Raw genomic sequence first — 15,958 nt, 5'->3', positions numbered from 1 at the left:
GAAGGAGTCCAGGTGAGCTACATCAAGGGATACGACCCGGATACGCTGCGCGAGATCGTCGATGTGCACGAGTGCTCGGAGAGACTCCGCGAGATCGGCGAGCAGCGGAGCCTTCCGGCCCTGCTCGAGCGGGTCTGGCTCCTCAAGGTGCTCGGACGCCCGGAGGACGCGCTCGTGATCTCGGAGCAGTCGGTGCGCGTCGCCCGCATGGCCGGCACGCGCAAAGACCTGCTGCGCGCCCGGACCCTGCATGCGTCGGTGCAGCAGTTCCTCGGCGCGTACGCCGCCGCCCTGCAGGAGCTCACGACGTGCGCCGAAGAGGCCGAAGGACAGAGCTGGTCGGGCATCGCGGCCTTCGCGTACCAGCACCGCGGCAAGGTGCACTACGACGCCGAGGAGTTCGAGGAGGCCCGTCGCGACTTCAAGCGCGCGCTGTTCCTCCGTCAGGAGTCGGGTGCGCCGGACGAACAGCTCGAATCGACGCTGCTCGCCGTCGATGCGGCCGACCGGCGCCGCTCGCGGGCCGTCGCCAGCTGAGTGTCGGCGGGGTCGGCTAGCTTTCTCGCATGTCGGAGTTGAACCGCGTGCGCGGATGGGCGGAGGCGCTCATCCGATTGCACCTCGACGAGTCGTGGACGTTCGCGTTCGACAACGCCAAGAGACGCGCGGGCCTGTGCGACTTCACGGCGAAGCGCATCTCGGTGTCGCGCTACCTGGCCGCGCGCTACGACGACGACGACAACCACCAGACGCTGCTGCACGAAGTGGCGCACGCGCTGGCCGGTCCGGATGCCGCGCACGGCCCGCGCTGGAAGAGCATCGCGCGGGAGATCGGCTACACCGGCGGCGTGACCCACCACGGCGAGACCGCCACCGAGCTCGCGCCCTGGATCGGCCACTGCCCGGCGGGTCACACGGCCTACCGCCACCGGCGTCCGACGCGGCCGACGTCGTGCGTGCGCTGCGCTCCGCGCTACGACGATCGGTTCCAGTTCCGCTGGGTGCGGCGCGAGATCACCGCGGCGACCCGGCTCGCGGCCACGACCCCGCGCTGACCGGCGCCGGCCGGCCCAAGTCTCAGAACGCGACGAACACGCCGTCGCGCAGGACGGGCACGGCCGTCGACGCATCCAGTGCCGCGGCGGCCGCGACGTCGGCGGCCAGACCCCGCTCCGCCAGCTCGCGGCCCGACCCGCTCGCCGACAGCAGGTGCTTCACGGCGCCGCGCAGGGCGCGGAAGCCCTCGCCGGCGACGGCGGCATCCGGCGAGCCGTGGTCGATGCCGAGGTCGCCCAGCGCGGCGATGACCGCGCCGGCGCCCAGGTGGTCTTCGACGGCGAAGCGCAGGGCGCCCGCGGCATCCCTCTCCCCGCCCGCGATCACGGAGACACTGGTGCGCGTGCCGCGCTGCTGCTGCACGGCGAGCACCGCCGCGGCGACCGCGGACGCGTTGCGAAGGCAGCCGAGCAGCACGAGGGGCGACTCCGCGGCCGCCTCGGCGACGGCGGCGCCGTTGATCGAGACCGCGTGCGCCGCGGCATCCAGCGCCGTCGTCTGCCCCCGGTCGAGCGCGGCCGTCACCGTGGACGAGAACCGCAGCACGTCGACGACCACGACGATGTCGGCCGGCGCGAGTCGGACGAGTCCGTCGACACCCCAGTCCAGCCGGACCTGATACGCGGACTGATCGAACGGCGAGGGCATCCGACCAGCCTAGAGTCGGTGCGAGACTGGGACGATGCGGATCCTGCTGAAGCTCGTCATCGATTGCGACGCGGATGCCGCGTGGCGCGCCCTGCACTCCCCTCGGGCCGTCGCCGAGCTCTACGGTCCGCTCGTGGAGATGGCGCCGCTCGGGAGCGAGGGCATGCCGCCCGCTCTGACCCCGGGGACGGACATGCCCGTGCAGCTCTCGGTCGGCGGGATCGGGATCGGCCGCCAGCTCATCCACGTGAGCGAGACGCACACGCACGATGCGCGGGGACCGGTGCGGATCTTCCGCGACAGCGGCATCCCGCTCACCGGCCCGCTCGCGAGCCTCGACGTGTGGGACCACCAGATGGCGGTCTCCCCGGCTCCCGGCGACCCGACCAGGACCCTCTGGCGCGACCGGCTCGTGATCGGCGGCCCCACCGCCGCTGCGATGTGGCCTCTGCTGTGGGCGACGTGGCAGTGGCGCGGGGCGCGCATCCGGGCGCTCGCCCCCACCTGGGCGCACGACCCCGAGCCGGTCGGCCCCGACTCCGGGCCGACCGACTCAGGATCGTAGCTCTCACTCGGCCAGGGCCTCCACCGGCGCGACCCGGGTGGCGAGCCGCGTCGGCACGACCGCTGCCACGAGCGTCAGTGTCGCCGTCGCGATGACGATGACCCCGACGGCGAGCCACGGGATGCCGGGGAGCACGAACGTGGGCGACATCCACAGCGGCGGGATCGGGACCGATCCGAGCAGCGACTGCGCGGCCGCCCATCCGTACGCGATCCCGAGCACGAGGCCGAACACGACGGCGGTGATCGTGACGTGCGCCGCTTCGAGCAGCACGACCCGGCGCACCTGCCTCGAGGTGAGCCCGAGTGCACGCAGCAGCCCGAGCTCACGGCGGCGCTGGACAACGCCGATCGTCAGCAGGTTCACCAGGCCGACCGCGGCGATCACCGCGGAGACGCCGACGAGCGCCATCATGACCGCCGCGAACGAGTCGAGGAGCGTCGCCATCTCGGCGGGCAGCTCTCCCCCCGACGACGACGCGATGACGAGCTTCACCGACTCGGAGGCGACGGCGAACATCGTGACCAGGGTGACTCCCATCACGACGCCGATCGCCATCCGCGACGAGCGCTCGGGATAGCGCAGCGCGTTCTCGGCCGCGAGCCGGGAGGTCGCGGATCGGCCGAACAGCCGACCGGTCAGGCGCAGGAGCGGCGGCATCACGAGCGTGGCTCCGAGCGCGAGGCCGGTGAAGGAGAACAGGCCTCCGCAGAACGCGACGATGATGCCGGCGGGGCTCACGAGGCCGGCGAGGATGCCGAGGGCGAGCAGGGCCGCCCCGACCACGAAGAGCGAGATCGCCACGACCCGGCGCGCCGGGCGGGCGACCTCGTCGCGCGATCGTTCGACCGATCCGCCGAGCGCCTCCAGGGGCGTCACTGCCAGCACTCGGCGGGAGCCGATCCAGGCGGCCGCCCAGGTCGTGAGCACGACGATCGCCGCGGGAAGTACGAGCGCGGGTTCCACGACGCTGTGCTCGACGGTCATCCCGAGCGCCGGAGCGACCCATTCGGCGAGCGCGGCGGCCGCGAGCGTGCCGAGCACGAGCCCCGTGAACGCGCCGAGGGCGCCGACGATCAGGCCCTGACCGGCGATCTCGGTGCGCTGCGAACGCGCCGACGCGCCGATGAGGCGCATCAGCGCGATGCGGCGCGTGCGCCCGGCGACGATCGTGGCGAACGTGTTGGCGGTGACGATGGCGGCGACGTACACGGCGACGCCGGCGAGCAGGACCGTGAGGATGCCGACGACGGCCGCCACGGTGTCGCCGCCGCCGATGTAGGGGTCGGCGCGCAGCCAGGCGCCGATGTAGCCCGTGACCGCGATCAGCAGCACGCCGAAGCCGCTCGAGATCGCCGCCACCAGGATCGAGGCGCCCATGCCGCGTTCGCGGAGCCACGCCAGGCGTGCGGAGATGGAGGCGCGAGGCATCCGGACCTGCTCGGCGATCGCGGTCATGCCGACACCCCGGCGGCGCCCAGCTCGGTCGCCAGCATGAACGCGGAGAGCTCCTCGGCCGTCTGGCGCGGCTTGTCGGCGACGACGCGGCCGTCGCCGAGGAACAGCACACGGTCGGCGTGCGACGCCGCGACCGGGTCGTGCGTCACCATCGCGATGGACTGGCCGTGGTCGCGCGACGCGGCCTGCAGCAGCGCGAGCACTTCGCGCCCGGAGCGGGAGTCGAGGTTTCCGGTGGGCTCGTCGGCGAAGACGAGGTCGGGCGCGGTCGCCAGCGCCCGGGCGATCGCGACCCGCTGCTGCTGTCCGCCCGACAGCTCGTGCGGACGGTGGTGCAGACGCTCCGTGAGCCCGAGCGTCTCGACCAGACGGTCGATGCGCGCCTTCTCGAGGGCCGACGGACGACGCCCGTCGAGATCGAACGGGAGCAGGATGTTGCTCGCCGCGTCGAGGGTCGGCACGAGGTTGAACGACTGGAACACGAAGCCCACGCGCCGGCGGCGCAGCACCGTGAGCTCGAGATCGGACAGCCCGGTGATCTCGGTGTCGCCGATCCACGCGCGTCCGCGGGTGGGCGCGTCGAGCCCGGCCATGATGTGCATGAGCGTGGACTTGCCCGACCCCGAGGGACCCATGATCGCGGTGAACTCCCCGCGGCGGATGCCGACGGTCACTTCGTCGAGCGCGCGCACCTCGCCGGCACCCGCCCCGTAGGTCTTCGTCAGCTGGTGGACGCGGGCGGCGAGGCCCAGTTCGGTCGATGTGAGTTGCATGCTTCGACGCTATGGAGCGGATGCCCCTCCCCGCGTCGGCCGGGAGGGGCATCCGCGTACATCTCGAGGATGATCCTGCGCGCGCGACGCGCGTGCTCGAGCTTTCGACGCTCTCGAATTCGCTGATGAACTTCACGTTCACACAGGGATGTGTGGTGCCCGGGGGACGTGGGCCGGCGGGTTCGGGTGCTCCAGGTGGCAGGTCGTCTCGCCTCGGTCGACGGCATGCGGCAGCACGGGCCCCCTCGACTCGAGCCCGATCGCCGATGTGGCAGGTCGTGTCTCCTGACCCGACCTCACCGGACGAAACCTGCCACCTCGGCGTCGAGGAGAGTGCTCTCACGCCTCGTCCCACCGACGCCGCGCCACACCTCACCGGCGTGTGAACATGAAGTTCATCAGCGATTTCGGGATGCTCGAAAGCCCCGGGAAGCGCTCCCGGCGGCATCGTCATCCGGGACTCCTCGACGTCGTCGAGCCGGAGGTCAGGTCAGACCGTGCTCGAACGCGAAGACGACGAGCTGCACGCGGTCGCGGAGCCCGAGCTTGGTGAGGATGCGGCTGATGTGCGTCTTCACGGTCGCCTCCGAGAGGAACTCCCCCGCGGCGATCTCGGCGTTGGAGAGACCGCGGGCGGCGAGCGCAAAGATCTCCCGCTCGCGCTCGGTGAGCGCGAGGTACGAGGGCGGCACGGCCACCGCCGCGGGGGCGGAGAAATGCGCGAACAGGTCGCGGGTGGCGGATGCCGCGATCACGGCCGAACCGGCGTGCACCGTGCGGATCGCCGCGAGGAGGAACTCCGGGTCGGCGTCCTTGAGCAGGAATCCGCTCGCACCCTGGCGGATGGCCCGCGCGGCCGCCTCATCGAGGTCGAACGTCGTGAGCATGACGATGCGCGGCGGCGCGGGATCCTGCAGCAGCTCGGCCGTCGCCGCGAGACCGTCGAGCACCGGCATCCGGATGTCCATCAGCACGACGTCGGGCTGCGCGGCGCGCACGACGGCGACGCCCTCGCGGCCGTCGGACGCCTCGCCCACGACCTCGAGGTCGGGCTGCGAATCCACGAGCATGCGGATGCCGGCGCGGAACAGCGCCTGATCGTCGACGAGCACTACGCGGATCATGACGCCTGCCCCTGCATCCCGGCCGGCTCCTGACCCGCACCCGCATCCGGCTCCTGAGCCTGTCGAAGGACCGGGATGCTCGCGCGCACGACGAACTGTCCGTCCTGCGGCGCCGCCTCCAGCCGTCCGCCGGCGAGCTGCGCGCGCTCGCGCATGCCGATCAGTCCGTGACCGCTCGACGGTGCCCGATCGCTCCGAGCGAGCGGATTGCGCACGACGAGGTCGACCCGATCCGTGAGCCACGACAGCCGGAGATCGACCGGACCCGGATCGCCGTGGCGCAGCGCGTTCGTGAGAGCCTCCTGGAGCACGCGGTAGACCGCGAGCTGCACCGCGGCGGGCGGGGTGCCCGGCGGCGCCGGGTCGACGTCGACGCGCAGATCGACACCGGCGGCGCGCACCTGCGCGTAGAGCTGCTCGAGATCGGCGAGAGTCGGCTGCGGCCCGTCGAGCTGCGAATGCCTCAGCTGCCCGAGCAGCAGCCGCACGTCGGCGAGCGCGGCGCGCGCGGTGGTGGAGATCGTGCCGAGCGCCTGCGTCGCGACCCCGGGGTCGGATGCCGCCGCATACCGCGCCCCGTCGGCCTGAGCGATCACGACGGCGAGTGAGTGCGCCACGACGTCGTGCATGTCGCGGGCGATGCGCACGCGCTCCTGCTCGACGACGGCGCTGGCCTCCGCGCGCTGCTGGCCCTCCCGGTTCTCGCGGGCACGCAGCGCGGTGCGCACCAGCGCGCCGACCGTCCACGCCAGCAGCAGTGCGAAGGTGGCGGCGATCAGCACGGCCGCCGCGGCGGTGATCGCGCTCCAGGGCTCTCCGCTGCCGAGGACGGGCACGGCGAACAGGTAGACCGTGATGACCCCTGCCCCCACGATCGCCGACGAGAAGCCGAGCCAGAACACGAGCCGCGATCCGTAGGCCGCCGTGGTGTAGAGCACCGCGAAGATGGCCGTGTCGGTGAGCGATGGAGGACGCCCGAACGACATCTGGGTGATCGCCCCCGCCCACGCGACGGCGAGGGCGAGCCCGGGCGAGAGGCGGCGGAGCGCCACAGCCACCGCGAACAGGACCACGACGAGCACCGTCGAGAGCGCGTTGAGGGCCACCGAGCGCCCGCTCTCCAGCTCGAGGAACGCCACGCACGCCACGAACACCGCGGCGAGAACGAGATCGACGACCAGCTGGTAGGGCTTCAGGCGGCGGAACACGTCTTCACGTTAGGCGAGAACGGATGCGGCGGCATCCGCCGTCAGATGTATCCCCTCCCGGCATCCAATGGTCTGCCGGTCCCACCATTGCGGCGATGCACCCTCGGGCTTTACTGTCGCGACACAGGCCGAAACCGACGGGAAACGTCGGATCGACATGATCAAGACGACGGAGGAGAACACGATGACGACGGTACGCGCAGCCATCACCCAGACGACGTGGACGGGCGACAAGGAGTCGATGCTCGACAAGCACGAGGGCTTCGCCCGCACGGCGGCCGCCGACGGAGCGCAGGTCGTGTGCTTCCAGGAGCTGTTCTACGGTCCGTACTTCGGCATCACCCAGGACAAGAAGTACTACCGCTACGCGGAGCCCGCCGACGGGCCGATCGTGCAGCGCTTCGCGGCTCTCGCGAAGGAGCTCGGCACCGTCATGGTGCTGCCCATCTACGAAGAGGCGCAGACCGGGGTCTACTACAACACGTCGGTGCTCGTCGACGCCGACGGCTCGATCCTTGGCTCGTACCGCAAGCACCACCTGCCGCATCTCGACCGGTTCTGGGAGAAGTTCTACTTCCGTCCGGGCAACCTCGGCTACCCCGTCTTCGACACCGCGGTCGGCAAGGTCGGCATGTACATCTGCTACGACCGGCACTTCCCCGAAGGATGGCGCGAGCTCGGCCTTGCCGGCGCGCACATGGTGTTCAACCCCAACGCGACCAAGCCCGGCCTGTCCAACCGGCTGTGGGAGGTCGAGGGCCCCGCCGCGGCGGTCGCCAACGGCTACTTCGTGCTCCAGCCGAACCGCGTCGGGCGCGAGGACAACGAGTACGGCGACCTCGCCGTGGACTTCTACGGAACGAGCCAGGTGATCGACCCGCGCGGGAACTTCGTCGGCGAACGCGGCAGCGGCGAGCACGAGGAGATCCTCGTGCGCGACCTCGACATGGACATGGTGCAGCAGATGCGCGACGACTGGCAGTTCTACCGCGATCGTCGCCCCGACTCCTACACGCAGATCGCGAAGCCGTGACGGAAGGGAGCGCATCATGACCACCACACTCATCACCGGCGGCACCGTCGTGTCGGCCACCGGCCGGGCCGCCGCCGACGTCCTCATCGACGGCGAGAGGATCGCCGCCGTTCTCGAGCCCGGTTCGCACCTGCTCGGCACCGACCTCGCGGCATCCGTCGACACCGTCATCGACGCCGCCGGCAAGTACGTCATCCCCGGCGGCATCGACGCGCACACGCACATGCAGCTGCCGTTCGGCGGCACGAGCGCGAGCGACACGTTCGAGACCGGCACCCGCGCCGCCGCGTGGGGCGGGACGACGACGATCATCGACTTCGCCGTGCAGACCTACGGACAGAAGGTGCTCGACGGTCTGGCGAAATGGCACGAGCTCGCAGCGGGCAACTGCGCGATCGACTACGGCTTCCACCAGATCATCGGCGGCATCGACGACGACTCGCTCGCGGTCATGCCCCGGCTCATCGACGAGGGCATCACGAGCTTCAAGCTCTTCATGGCCTATCCGGGCGTCTTCTACTCTGATGACGCGCAGATCCTCCGCGCGATGCAGGTGTCGCGCGACACCGGACTGCTGACCATGATGCACGCCGAGAACGGCCCCGCCATCGACGTGCTCGCGGCCCAGTTGGTCGAACAGGGCAAGACCGACCCGTTCTATCACGGCGTCGCGCGCGCCTGGCAGATGGAGGAGGAGGCGACGCACCGCGCGATCATGCTCGCGAACCTCACCGGCGCCCCGCTCTACATCGTGCACGTGAGCGCGAAGCAGGCCGTCGAGCAGCTCGCCTGGGCCCGCGACAAGGGGCAGAACGTCTTCGGAGAGACCTGCCCGCAGTACCTCTACCTGTCTCTGGAGGAGCAGCTCGGCGCCCGCAGCGACGAGTGGGGTGCGTTCGAGGGCGCCAAGTGGGTGTGCTCGACGCCGCTGCGCTCGCGCGAGGAGGGCCACCAGGACCACATGTGGCAGGCGCTGCGCACGAACGACCTGCAGATGGTCTCGACCGACCACTGCCCGTTCTGCATGAAGGATCAGAAGGAGCTCGGCCTCGGCGACTTCCGCAAGATCCCCAACGGCATCGGCTCGGTCGAGCACCGCATGGACCTCATGTACCAGGGCGTCGCGACGGGGAAGATCACGCTCGAGCGCTGGGTCGAGCTCACCTCGACCACCCCCGCGCGCATGTTCGGCCTGTACGGCCGCAAGGGCGTGATCCAGCCGGGCGCCGACGGCGACGTCGTGATCTACGACCCGAACGGGCACACCTCGATCGGCGTGGACAAGACGCACCACATGAACATGGATCACTCCGCCTGGGAGGGCTACGAGATCGACGGACACGTCGACACCGTGCTCTCGCGCGGCAAGGTCATCGTCGACGGCGGGCAGTACCTCGGAACGAAGGGCGACGGGCGTTATGTGAAGCGCGGCCTGTCGCAGTACCTGGTGTAGGCGATGGACTTCGGCGTCGTCCTCCAGACCAACCCGCCCGCGGCGCGCGTCGTGCAGCTCGCGCAGCTGGCCGAGGCCCACGGCTTCAGCCACGTGTGGACCTTCGACTCCCACCTCCTGTGGGAGGAGCCGTACGTCATCCACTCCGCGATCCTCGCCCAGACCAACCGGGTGATCGTCGGCCCGTTCGTGACCAATCCCGCCACCCGGGACTGGACGGTCACGGCATCCGTCTTCGCCACGCTCAATGAGATGTACGGCAACCGCACGATCTGCGGCATCGGACGGGGCGACTCGGCCGTGCGCGTCACGAACGGGTCGCCGGTGACGATGAAGGAGCTGCGCGAGTCGATCCACGTCATCCGCGAGCTCGGCAACTCGCGTGCGGTCGAGTACAACGGCGCGACGCTGCAGTTCCCGTGGAGCCGGGGCTCGAGCCTGGACGTGTGGGTCGCGGCCTACGGTCCGCTGGCGCTCAAGCTCGCCGGCGAAGTGGGCGACGGGTTCATCCTGCAGCTCGCGGACCTCGACATCGCCGCGTGGATGATCACGACGGTCAAGGAGGCCGCGGCCGCCGTCGGCCGCGACCCCGAGTCGCTGGCGTTCTGCGTCGCGGCGCCGATGTACATCGGCGCCGATTGGGAGCACATGCGCGACCAGTGCCGCTGGTTCGGCGGCATGGTGGGCAACCACGTCGCCGACATCGTCACGAAGTACGGTCACCACGGAGCCGTGCCCGACGCCCTGACCGACTACATCGCCGGCCGCCAGGGGTACGACTACAACTCGCACGGCAAGTCGGGCAACGACCACGTCGACTTCGTGCCCGACGAGATCATCGACCGTTTCTGCATCCTCGGGTCTGCCGGGCACCACATCGAGAAGCTGAAGCAGCTGAAGGACATCGGCGTGACGCAGTTCGCGGGCTACCTCCAGCACGACAACAAGGAGGAGACGCTCCGCGTCTACGGCGAGACCGTCATCCCGGCCCTCGCGACGCACATCACGGCCAAGCGATGACGGACTCCCGCACCTCGAGCCGGGGATGGGTGGCCGCGGCGTGGGGCGCCGTGGGCGTCCTCGCCGTGATCGCGGTGTGGGAGCTGTACAAGCTCCTCGGGCCGGCGGAGGGATTCGTGATCGGCGGCGCGGCCGGCGAAGCGGGGTCGGGCGTCATGATCCTGCCGCGCACCCACGATCGCGCGATGCCGCACGTGTGGGACATGGTGGCACGGCTGTTCGAGCCCACCAGCGGCGGGAGCACGCCGCCGCTGTGGGTGACGGTGGCGGCCGCCGCCCTCGTGACCCTCGGCATCGCCGCCGTCGGCTGGATCATCGGCGTCGTCGTCGGGGTCGTGCTCGGCGTCGTGATGCAGCGGTGGCGCGTCGTGGAGTGGGGGCTGCTGCCCTGGATCGTCGTGAGCCAGATCGTGCCGCTCATCGCGTTCGCGCCGGTCGTGAACGCCATCGGCAATCAGATCGATCGGGATGCCTTCCCCTGGCCGCAGTGGCTGTCGGTCGCCGTCATCGCCTCCTACCTCGCGTTCTTCCCCGTCGCCGTCGGAATGCTGCGCGGACTCGGCGCCCCCGACGCCCTGCACCTCGACCTCATGCGCACGTACGCCGCCGGCTACTGGGCGACGCTGTTCCGGCTGCGCTTCCCGGCCGCCGTTCCCCACCTCATCCCCGCCCTCCGCCTCGCCGCCGCGAACGCCGTCGTCGGCGCCGTCGTGGCCGAGGTGTCGATCGGGATGCGCGGAGGCATCGGTCGCATGCTCATCCAGCTCGCCGGCCAGGCCTCGAGCGACCCCGCCGCCCCGTGGGGCCCGATGTTCGGATCGATCGCGCTCGGGCTGGTCGCCGCCGGGTCGGTCGCACTGCTGGGCATCTGGTTCAAGAACTACCGAAGAGGAGAGGCGACCGCATGACCGCCGCAGTCAAGGCATCCGGTGTCGGCAAGGTCTTCCCGACGGGCAAGGGCGACGTGACGGCGCTCACCGACGTCGACCTCGAGGTGGCGGCCGGCGAGTTCGTATCGCTCATCGGCCCGTCGGGCTGCGGCAAGTCGACGCTGCTGCGCCTCATCGCCGACCTCGACCCCGCGACCACCGGCACGCTCGAGATCTTCGGCAAGCCCGCGCGCACCGCGCGCATCGACCAGGACTACGGCATCGCGTTCCAGCAGGCAGGGCTGCTTCCCTGGCGATCCGTCGCGGCGAACATCGCGCTCCCCCTCGAACTGCACCGGATGCCGAAGCCCGAGCGCGAGGCGCGGGTGGCCGAGCTCATCCAGCTCGTCGGGCTCACCGATTTCGCCGGCCGCTACCCCGACCAGCTCTCCGGCGGAATGCAGCAGCGCGTCGCGATCGCCCGGGCGCTGGCGTCGCGACCGAAGCTGCTCCTCATGGACGAGCCGTTCGGGGCCCTCGATGAGATGACCCGCGAGTACCTCCAGGGTGAGCTCACCCGCATCGCCGTCGAGACGGGCGCCGCCGTCGTCTTCGTGACGCACTCGATCCCGGAGGCGGTCTTCCTCTCCGACCGGGTCGTGGTGATGAGCCCGCGGCCGGGCCGCATCACCGACATCCTGACCACCGGGCTCGGAGCCGTGCGCGACGAGACCCTGCGCGAATCGCCCGCGTACTTCGAGCGCGTGACCGCGGTGCGCGAAGCGCTGCACGGCACGCCCGTCGAGAGGGCGAACGAGCGATGACCGCCCTTCGACCCGCTGAGGGGCCGGCCATGGGCGCCCCGCCTGCCTGGCTGAGGATCGCCGCGCCCGTCGCAGTCGGTGTGATCGGGTTCGTGCTGTGGATCGTGTGGGTCGACGTGCTGGGCACCGCGCCCCGGATGCTGCCGAGCCCGGTCGCGATCGCGGAGGAGTTCGTCCTGCGGTGGGACATCATCGCGGAGGACATGGGCATCACGGCGCTCAACGCGCTCCTCGGACTCGTGGTCGGATCGCTGGCGGCCGTGGCGCTCGCGGGGCTCGCGGCCTCGGTCCGGTCGATCGACGGGATGCTGGCGCCCCTCATCGCCGCGATCGCGGTGGTCCCGATCGTCGCCGTCACCCCCATCCTCAACACGATGTTCGGCGCCTCGAGCCAGTTCGGCCGCCAGGCGGTCGCGGCCATCGCCGCCTTCATCCCGGTGTTCGTCAACGTGCTGCGGGGCCTGCGGCAGACGCGGGCCGTGCATCGCGACGTCTTCCGTGCGTCCGCGGCCACGGGCGCCCAGACGTTCCGCGCGCTGACCCTCCCCACGGCGCTGCCGTACCTGATGACGGGCCTGCGGATCGCGGCATCCCTCGCTGTCATCTCCGCCCTCGTCGCCGAGTACTTCGGCGGCCCCGCCGACGGGGTCGGCACCGCCATCGCGACGTACGCGAAATCCGGCCGGGCCTCGCTCGCCTGGGCGTACGTGTTCGGAGGCATCCTCATCGGTCTCGCCTTCTTCCTGGCGACATCGCTCCTGGAGCGGCTCGCCACGAGGAGACCGGCCGGCTCCTGACCCCCTCCAGCCCTGCCCCCCCTCCAGTCCTGATCCACCCACCGGTCCCTGAGCTCGTCGAAGGGCACCACCCGAAAGGAACAGCATGAGACACAGCATCAGGCGAGGACTCCTCGCCGCATCCACTGTCGTGGTCGCTTCCCTCGCCCTCGCGGCGTGCTCCGGCTCGTCGTCGCCCGAGGAATCGGGCGGCGCGGCCGAGGGCGACTTCGAGCCGCTCACCTCGATCACGCTGCAGCTGCAGTGGCTGCCGCAGGCGCAGTTCGCGGGCTATTACCTGGCGCAGGAGAAGGGCTACTTCGAGGAGGAGGGCTTCGACGAGGTCACGATCGTCCCCTCCGGCGGCGACATCGTGCCCCAGGACGCCCTCGTCGCGGGCGACGCCGACTTCGCGATCGCCTGGGTGCCGAAAGTGCTCGGCACGCTCGAGGCATCCGGAGTGGAGCTCACCGACATCGCCCAGGTCTACCAGACCTCGGGCACTCTGCAGGTGTCGTGGAAGGACAGCGGCATCACGGGCGTCGGCGACTTCGAGGGCAAGAAGATCGGGTCGTGGGGCTTCGGCAACGAGTGGGAGATCTTCGCGGCGATGGCCGCGGACGACGTCGACGCCTCGTCGGTGTCGATCACGACGCAGGACTTCAGCATGAACGCCCTGCTCGATCGGGACGTGGATGCCGCGCAGGCCATGACCTACAACGAATGGGCGCAGATCCTCGAAGTCGTCAACCCCGACACCGGCGAGCTGTACCAGCCGGAGGACTTCGACGTCGTCTCGTACGAGGACACCGAGGGCGCGATGCTGCAGGACGCCGTCTGGGCCGACACGCAGCGCCTCGCCGACGACCCGGCGTACGCCGACGCCGCGGTGCGCTTCCTCAAGGCCATCACGAAGGGCTGGCTGTTCGCGCGCGACAACCCCGAAGAGGCGGCCGAGATCGTCTACGACATCGCTTCGAACGCCGAAGCGGCCTTCCCCGTCGGCCCCGTCCACCAGCTGTGGCAGATGAACGAGGTCAACAAGCTCATCTGGACCGGTGCCGAGTTCGGTCTCATCGACCAGGCGGCATGGGATCAGACGGTCGCGGGCGCGCTCGCCGCCGTCAACCAGGACGGCCTCAACCTGATCACGGAAGAGCCCGCCGAGACCGCGTTCTCGAACGAGTACATCGAGAAGGCGCTCGCCGCGCTGAAGGACGAGGGTGTCGACGTCGCCGGGGAGTACACCCCGATCGACGTCGTCCTCACCGAGGGCGGCCAGTAGCACCGTACGCACCATCCCGGCCGCTCCGCACTCGCGGAGCGGCCGGGTCACGACCAGAATGAGCATCATGACCGACACCACCACCGGCAGCGAACTCGACGACCTCACCCGGGAGCTGGACCGCCACGTGTTCCACTCGTGGTCGGCGCAGGCGACGCTGAACCCCGTCGTCATCGCCGGCGGCTCGGGCTCGACCGTGTGGGACCACAGCGGTCGCCGCTACCTCGACTTCTCGAGCCAGCTCGTCAACGTCAACATCGGGCATCAGCATCCCGCCGTCGTCGCGGCCATCAAGGAGCAGGCCGACCTGCTCGCCACGATCGGTCCCGCGACGGCCAACCTCACGCGCGGCGAAGCGGCGAAGCGCATCATCGCGCGTGCGCCCGAGGGTCTTTCGAAGGTCTTCTTCACCAACGGCGGGGCGGATGCGATCGAGAACGCGATCCGGATGGCGCGCCTGCACACCGGTCGCGACAAGGTGCTGAGCACCTACCGCTCGTACCACGGCAACACCGGCGCCGCGATCGTCGCGACGGGCGACTGGCGTCGCATCCCGAACGAGTTCGCACGGGGACACGTGCACTTCTTCGGCCCCTACCTCTACCGCAGCGAGTTCTGGGCGACGACGCCCGAGCAGGAGTCCGAGCGCGCGCTGCACCACCTCCGCCGGGTCATCCAGGCCGAAGGGCCCGCCTCGATCGCCGCGATCCTGATCGAGTCGATCCCGGGAACCGCCGGGATCCTCGTGCCGCCCCCCGGCTACCTCGCCGGCGTGCGCGCGCTGGCCGACGAGTTCGGCATTCTCCTGATCCTCGACGAGGTCATGGCGGGCTTCGGCCGCACCGGCCGGTGGTTCGCCTTCGACGGCTACGACGTGCGGCCCGACCTCATCACCTTCGCCAAGGGCGTCAACTCCGGCTACGTGCCGGTGGGCGGCGTCGTCATCTCCGACGACATCGCCGCGACGTTCGACGACCGGGTCTTCCCGGGCGGGCTCACCTACAGCGGGCACCCGCTCGCCGCCGCATCGATCGTCGGCGCACTGGACGCGATGGAGTCCGAGGGGATCGTCGACAACGCGCGCACGATCGGCGCGGAGGAGATCGGTCCTGGCCTGGAGGCGCTGGCCGAGAAGCACGACCTCATCGGGGAGGTGCGGGGCGAAGGCGTGTTCTGGGCGATGGAGCTCGTCGTCGACCGCGAGACCCGCGAACCGCTCCCCGCGCCCCGCATCGCCGCAGTCAAGAAGGAGCTCCTCGACCGCGGCGTGCTTCCGTTCGTCGCCGACAACCGCATCCACGTCGTGCCGCCGTGCGTCGTGACGGCCGACGAGGTCGGCCAGGCGATGACGGCGTACGACGAGGCGCTCGCCGCGATCGCCTGACCCGCGTCGGTCCGCCCGGTCTTACGCGTCCGGCAGGAGCGGGCGGTTCTCGTAGTACGTCTGCAGCACGACGGTCGTGCGGGTGTTGACGGATGCCGCGAGCCGGATGTCGCGGACGAGCGCCTCGAGGTCGCGAGGAGCGGCGACCCGGACGAAGAGCATGTAGGCGGCGTCGCCGGCGATCGAGTGGCACGCCTCGATCGCGTCGAGGTGCTCGAGGAGCTCGGGGGCGTTGTCGGGCTGTGCCGGATCGAGGGGCGTGATCTCGATGAAGGCGGAGAGCGACTTGCCCATCGCCTCGGGGTCGAGGATCGCACGGTAGCCCGCGATCACCCCGCGCGTCTCGAGGCGGCGGAGCCGGGCCTGCACCGCGGACACGGAGAGCCCGACGGCTTCGGAGATGTGCGACAGGGTCGCCCGCGCGTCCTTCGCGACTTCACGGATGATCGCTTCGTCGACAGAGTCCTCCATGGCATGGAATA

17 protein-coding genes are annotated in these 15,958 nt (G+C 70.6%); 11 read left to right on the top strand and 6 right to left on the bottom strand.

Features of this window, described 5'->3' with window-relative positions:
- The first annotated feature begins 12 nt into the window (after positions 1–12).
- The gene (locus B0B14_RS13635; protein ID WP_076682857.1) at positions 13–537 is read left to right on the top strand and encodes a hypothetical protein; all 525 of its coding nucleotides are present in this window, start codon (positions 13–15) and stop codon (positions 535–537) included.
- Positions 538–566: 29 nt separating this feature from the next.
- A complete protein-coding gene (locus tag B0B14_RS13630; RefSeq protein ID WP_076682855.1) occupies positions 567–1,055 on the top strand; it encodes a SprT-like domain-containing protein in 489 nt (162 codons plus the stop codon).
- A gap of 22 nt (positions 1,056–1,077) precedes the next feature.
- Here B0B14_RS13630 and B0B14_RS13625 read toward each other — a convergent pair whose 3' ends face one another.
- Positions 1,078–1,704, bottom strand: a complete 627-nt coding sequence (locus B0B14_RS13625; protein WP_076682853.1) for a 2-phosphosulfolactate phosphatase — start codon at positions 1,702–1,704, stop codon at positions 1,078–1,080.
- A 34-nt stretch (positions 1,705–1,738) separates the two neighbouring features.
- On the opposite strand from B0B14_RS13625, the gene B0B14_RS13620 reads away from it, so the two are divergent.
- Positions 1,739–2,269 (top strand): hypothetical protein, encoded by a 531-nt coding sequence (locus B0B14_RS13620; RefSeq protein ID WP_076682851.1) that lies wholly within the window; start codon positions 1,739–1,741, stop codon positions 2,267–2,269.
- A 3-nt stretch (positions 2,270–2,272) separates the two neighbouring features.
- Here the strand turns inward: B0B14_RS13620 and B0B14_RS13615 are convergent, their stop codons facing one another.
- From B0B14_RS13615 to B0B14_RS13600, 4 genes are all read right to left on the bottom strand, one after another.
- Positions 2,273–3,727: an ABC transporter permease gene (locus B0B14_RS13615; RefSeq protein ID WP_076682849.1), complete on the bottom strand. Its 1,455-nt coding sequence runs from the start codon at positions 3,725–3,727 to the stop codon at positions 2,273–2,275.
- Entirely contained in the window at positions 3,724–4,500 is a 777-nt protein-coding gene (locus tag B0B14_RS13610) for an ABC transporter ATP-binding protein (protein WP_076682847.1), read from the bottom strand. Before B0B14_RS13610 ends, B0B14_RS13615 begins: the two co-directional genes overlap by 4 nt.
- A 485-nt stretch (positions 4,501–4,985) precedes the next feature.
- Entirely contained in the window at positions 4,986–5,624 is a 639-nt protein-coding gene (locus B0B14_RS13605) for a response regulator (RefSeq protein ID WP_076682845.1), read from the bottom strand.
- The gene (locus tag B0B14_RS13600) at positions 5,621–6,832 is read right to left on the bottom strand and encodes a sensor histidine kinase (protein ID WP_076682843.1); all 1,212 of its coding nucleotides are present in this window, start codon (positions 6,830–6,832) and stop codon (positions 5,621–5,623) included. Before B0B14_RS13600 ends, B0B14_RS13605 begins: the two co-directional genes overlap by 4 nt.
- A 184-nt stretch (positions 6,833–7,016) precedes the next feature.
- On the opposite strand from B0B14_RS13600, the gene B0B14_RS13595 reads away from it, so the two are divergent.
- From B0B14_RS13595 to B0B14_RS13560, 8 genes are all read left to right on the top strand, one after another.
- Complete coding sequence (locus B0B14_RS13595) at positions 7,017–7,865, top strand: nitrilase-related carbon-nitrogen hydrolase (RefSeq protein WP_076683568.1); 849 nt, start codon at positions 7,017–7,019, stop codon at positions 7,863–7,865.
- Positions 7,866–7,881: 16 nt separating this feature from the next.
- Complete coding sequence (hydA, locus tag B0B14_RS13590; protein ID WP_076682841.1) at positions 7,882–9,318, top strand: dihydropyrimidinase; 1,437 nt, start codon at positions 7,882–7,884, stop codon at positions 9,316–9,318.
- Positions 9,319–9,321: 3 nt separating this feature from the next.
- The gene (locus B0B14_RS13585; RefSeq protein ID WP_076682839.1) at positions 9,322–10,338 is read left to right on the top strand and encodes a TIGR03842 family LLM class F420-dependent oxidoreductase; all 1,017 of its coding nucleotides are present in this window, start codon (positions 9,322–9,324) and stop codon (positions 10,336–10,338) included.
- Positions 10,335–11,246, top strand: a complete 912-nt coding sequence (locus B0B14_RS13580; RefSeq protein WP_076682837.1) for an ABC transporter permease — start codon at positions 10,335–10,337, stop codon at positions 11,244–11,246. Before B0B14_RS13585 ends, B0B14_RS13580 begins: the two co-directional genes overlap by 4 nt.
- Positions 11,243–12,031, top strand: coding sequence for an ABC transporter ATP-binding protein (locus B0B14_RS13575; protein ID WP_083710622.1), 789 nt, complete (start codon positions 11,243–11,245; stop codon positions 12,029–12,031). Before B0B14_RS13580 ends, B0B14_RS13575 begins: the two co-directional genes overlap by 4 nt.
- Before the next feature lie 29 nt (positions 12,032–12,060).
- Positions 12,061–12,828 (top strand): ABC transporter permease, encoded by a 768-nt coding sequence (locus tag B0B14_RS13570; RefSeq protein ID WP_143733730.1) that lies wholly within the window; start codon positions 12,061–12,063, stop codon positions 12,826–12,828.
- A gap of 85 nt (positions 12,829–12,913) precedes the next feature.
- On the top strand, positions 12,914–14,092 hold the full coding sequence (locus B0B14_RS13565; RefSeq protein ID WP_076682833.1) for an ABC transporter substrate-binding protein: 1,179 nt from the start codon (positions 12,914–12,916) through the stop codon (positions 14,090–14,092).
- A 67-nt stretch (positions 14,093–14,159) separates the two neighbouring features.
- On the top strand, positions 14,160–15,476 hold the full coding sequence (locus B0B14_RS13560) for an aspartate aminotransferase family protein (protein WP_076683564.1): 1,317 nt from the start codon (positions 14,160–14,162) through the stop codon (positions 15,474–15,476).
- Between the two features lie 21 nt (positions 15,477–15,497).
- Here the strand turns inward: B0B14_RS13560 and B0B14_RS13555 are convergent, their stop codons facing one another.
- Positions 15,498–15,947 carry an Lrp/AsnC family transcriptional regulator gene (locus B0B14_RS13555; protein ID WP_076682831.1) on the bottom strand — a complete coding sequence of 150 codons (450 nt, stop codon included), beginning with the start codon at positions 15,945–15,947 and terminating at the stop codon, positions 15,498–15,500.
- Positions 15,948–15,958 lie beyond the last annotated feature (11 nt).

Source organism: Microbacterium sp. RU33B, assembly GCF_900155915.1.
Taxonomy (GTDB): domain Bacteria; phylum Actinomycetota; class Actinomycetes; order Actinomycetales; family Microbacteriaceae; genus Microbacterium.
Note: the sequence above shows the minus strand (reverse complement) of the source record. Positions and strands in the feature narration are given on the sequence as shown.

Bases quoted from the DNA above. Each gene is read 5' to 3' on its own strand.
- B0B14_RS13585 (WP_076682839.1), top strand. From the start codon at position 9,322: ATGGACTTCGGCGTCGTCCTCCAGACCAACCCGCCCGCGGCGCGCGTC.
- B0B14_RS13570 (WP_143733730.1), top strand. From the start codon at position 12,061: ATGGGCGCCCCGCCTGCCTGGCTGAGGATCGCCGCGCCCGTCGCAGTC.
- B0B14_RS13625 (WP_076682853.1), bottom strand. From the start codon at position 1,704: ATGCCCTCGCCGTTCGATCAGTCCGCGTATCAGGTCCGGCTGGACTGG.
- B0B14_RS13630 (WP_076682855.1), top strand. From the start codon at position 567: ATGTCGGAGTTGAACCGCGTGCGCGGATGGGCGGAGGCGCTCATCCGA.
- B0B14_RS13580 (WP_076682837.1), top strand. From the start codon at position 10,335: ATGACGGACTCCCGCACCTCGAGCCGGGGATGGGTGGCCGCGGCGTGG.
- B0B14_RS13595 (WP_076683568.1), top strand. From the start codon at position 7,017: ATGACGACGGTACGCGCAGCCATCACCCAGACGACGTGGACGGGCGAC.
- hydA (WP_076682841.1), top strand. From the start codon at position 7,882: ATGACCACCACACTCATCACCGGCGGCACCGTCGTGTCGGCCACCGGC.
- B0B14_RS13610 (WP_076682847.1), bottom strand. From the start codon at position 4,500: ATGCAACTCACATCGACCGAACTGGGCCTCGCCGCCCGCGTCCACCAG.
- B0B14_RS13555 (WP_076682831.1), bottom strand. From the start codon at position 15,947: ATGGAGGACTCTGTCGACGAAGCGATCATCCGTGAAGTCGCGAAGGAC.
- B0B14_RS13575 (WP_083710622.1), top strand. From the start codon at position 11,243: ATGACCGCCGCAGTCAAGGCATCCGGTGTCGGCAAGGTCTTCCCGACG.
- B0B14_RS13615 (WP_076682849.1), bottom strand. From the start codon at position 3,727: ATGACCGCGATCGCCGAGCAGGTCCGGATGCCTCGCGCCTCCATCTCC.
- B0B14_RS13620 (WP_076682851.1), top strand. From the start codon at position 1,739: ATGCGGATCCTGCTGAAGCTCGTCATCGATTGCGACGCGGATGCCGCG.
- B0B14_RS13605 (WP_076682845.1), bottom strand. From the start codon at position 5,624: ATGATCCGCGTAGTGCTCGTCGACGATCAGGCGCTGTTCCGCGCCGGC.
- B0B14_RS13565 (WP_076682833.1), top strand. From the start codon at position 12,914: ATGAGACACAGCATCAGGCGAGGACTCCTCGCCGCATCCACTGTCGTG.
- B0B14_RS13560 (WP_076683564.1), top strand. From the start codon at position 14,160: ATGACCGACACCACCACCGGCAGCGAACTCGACGACCTCACCCGGGAG.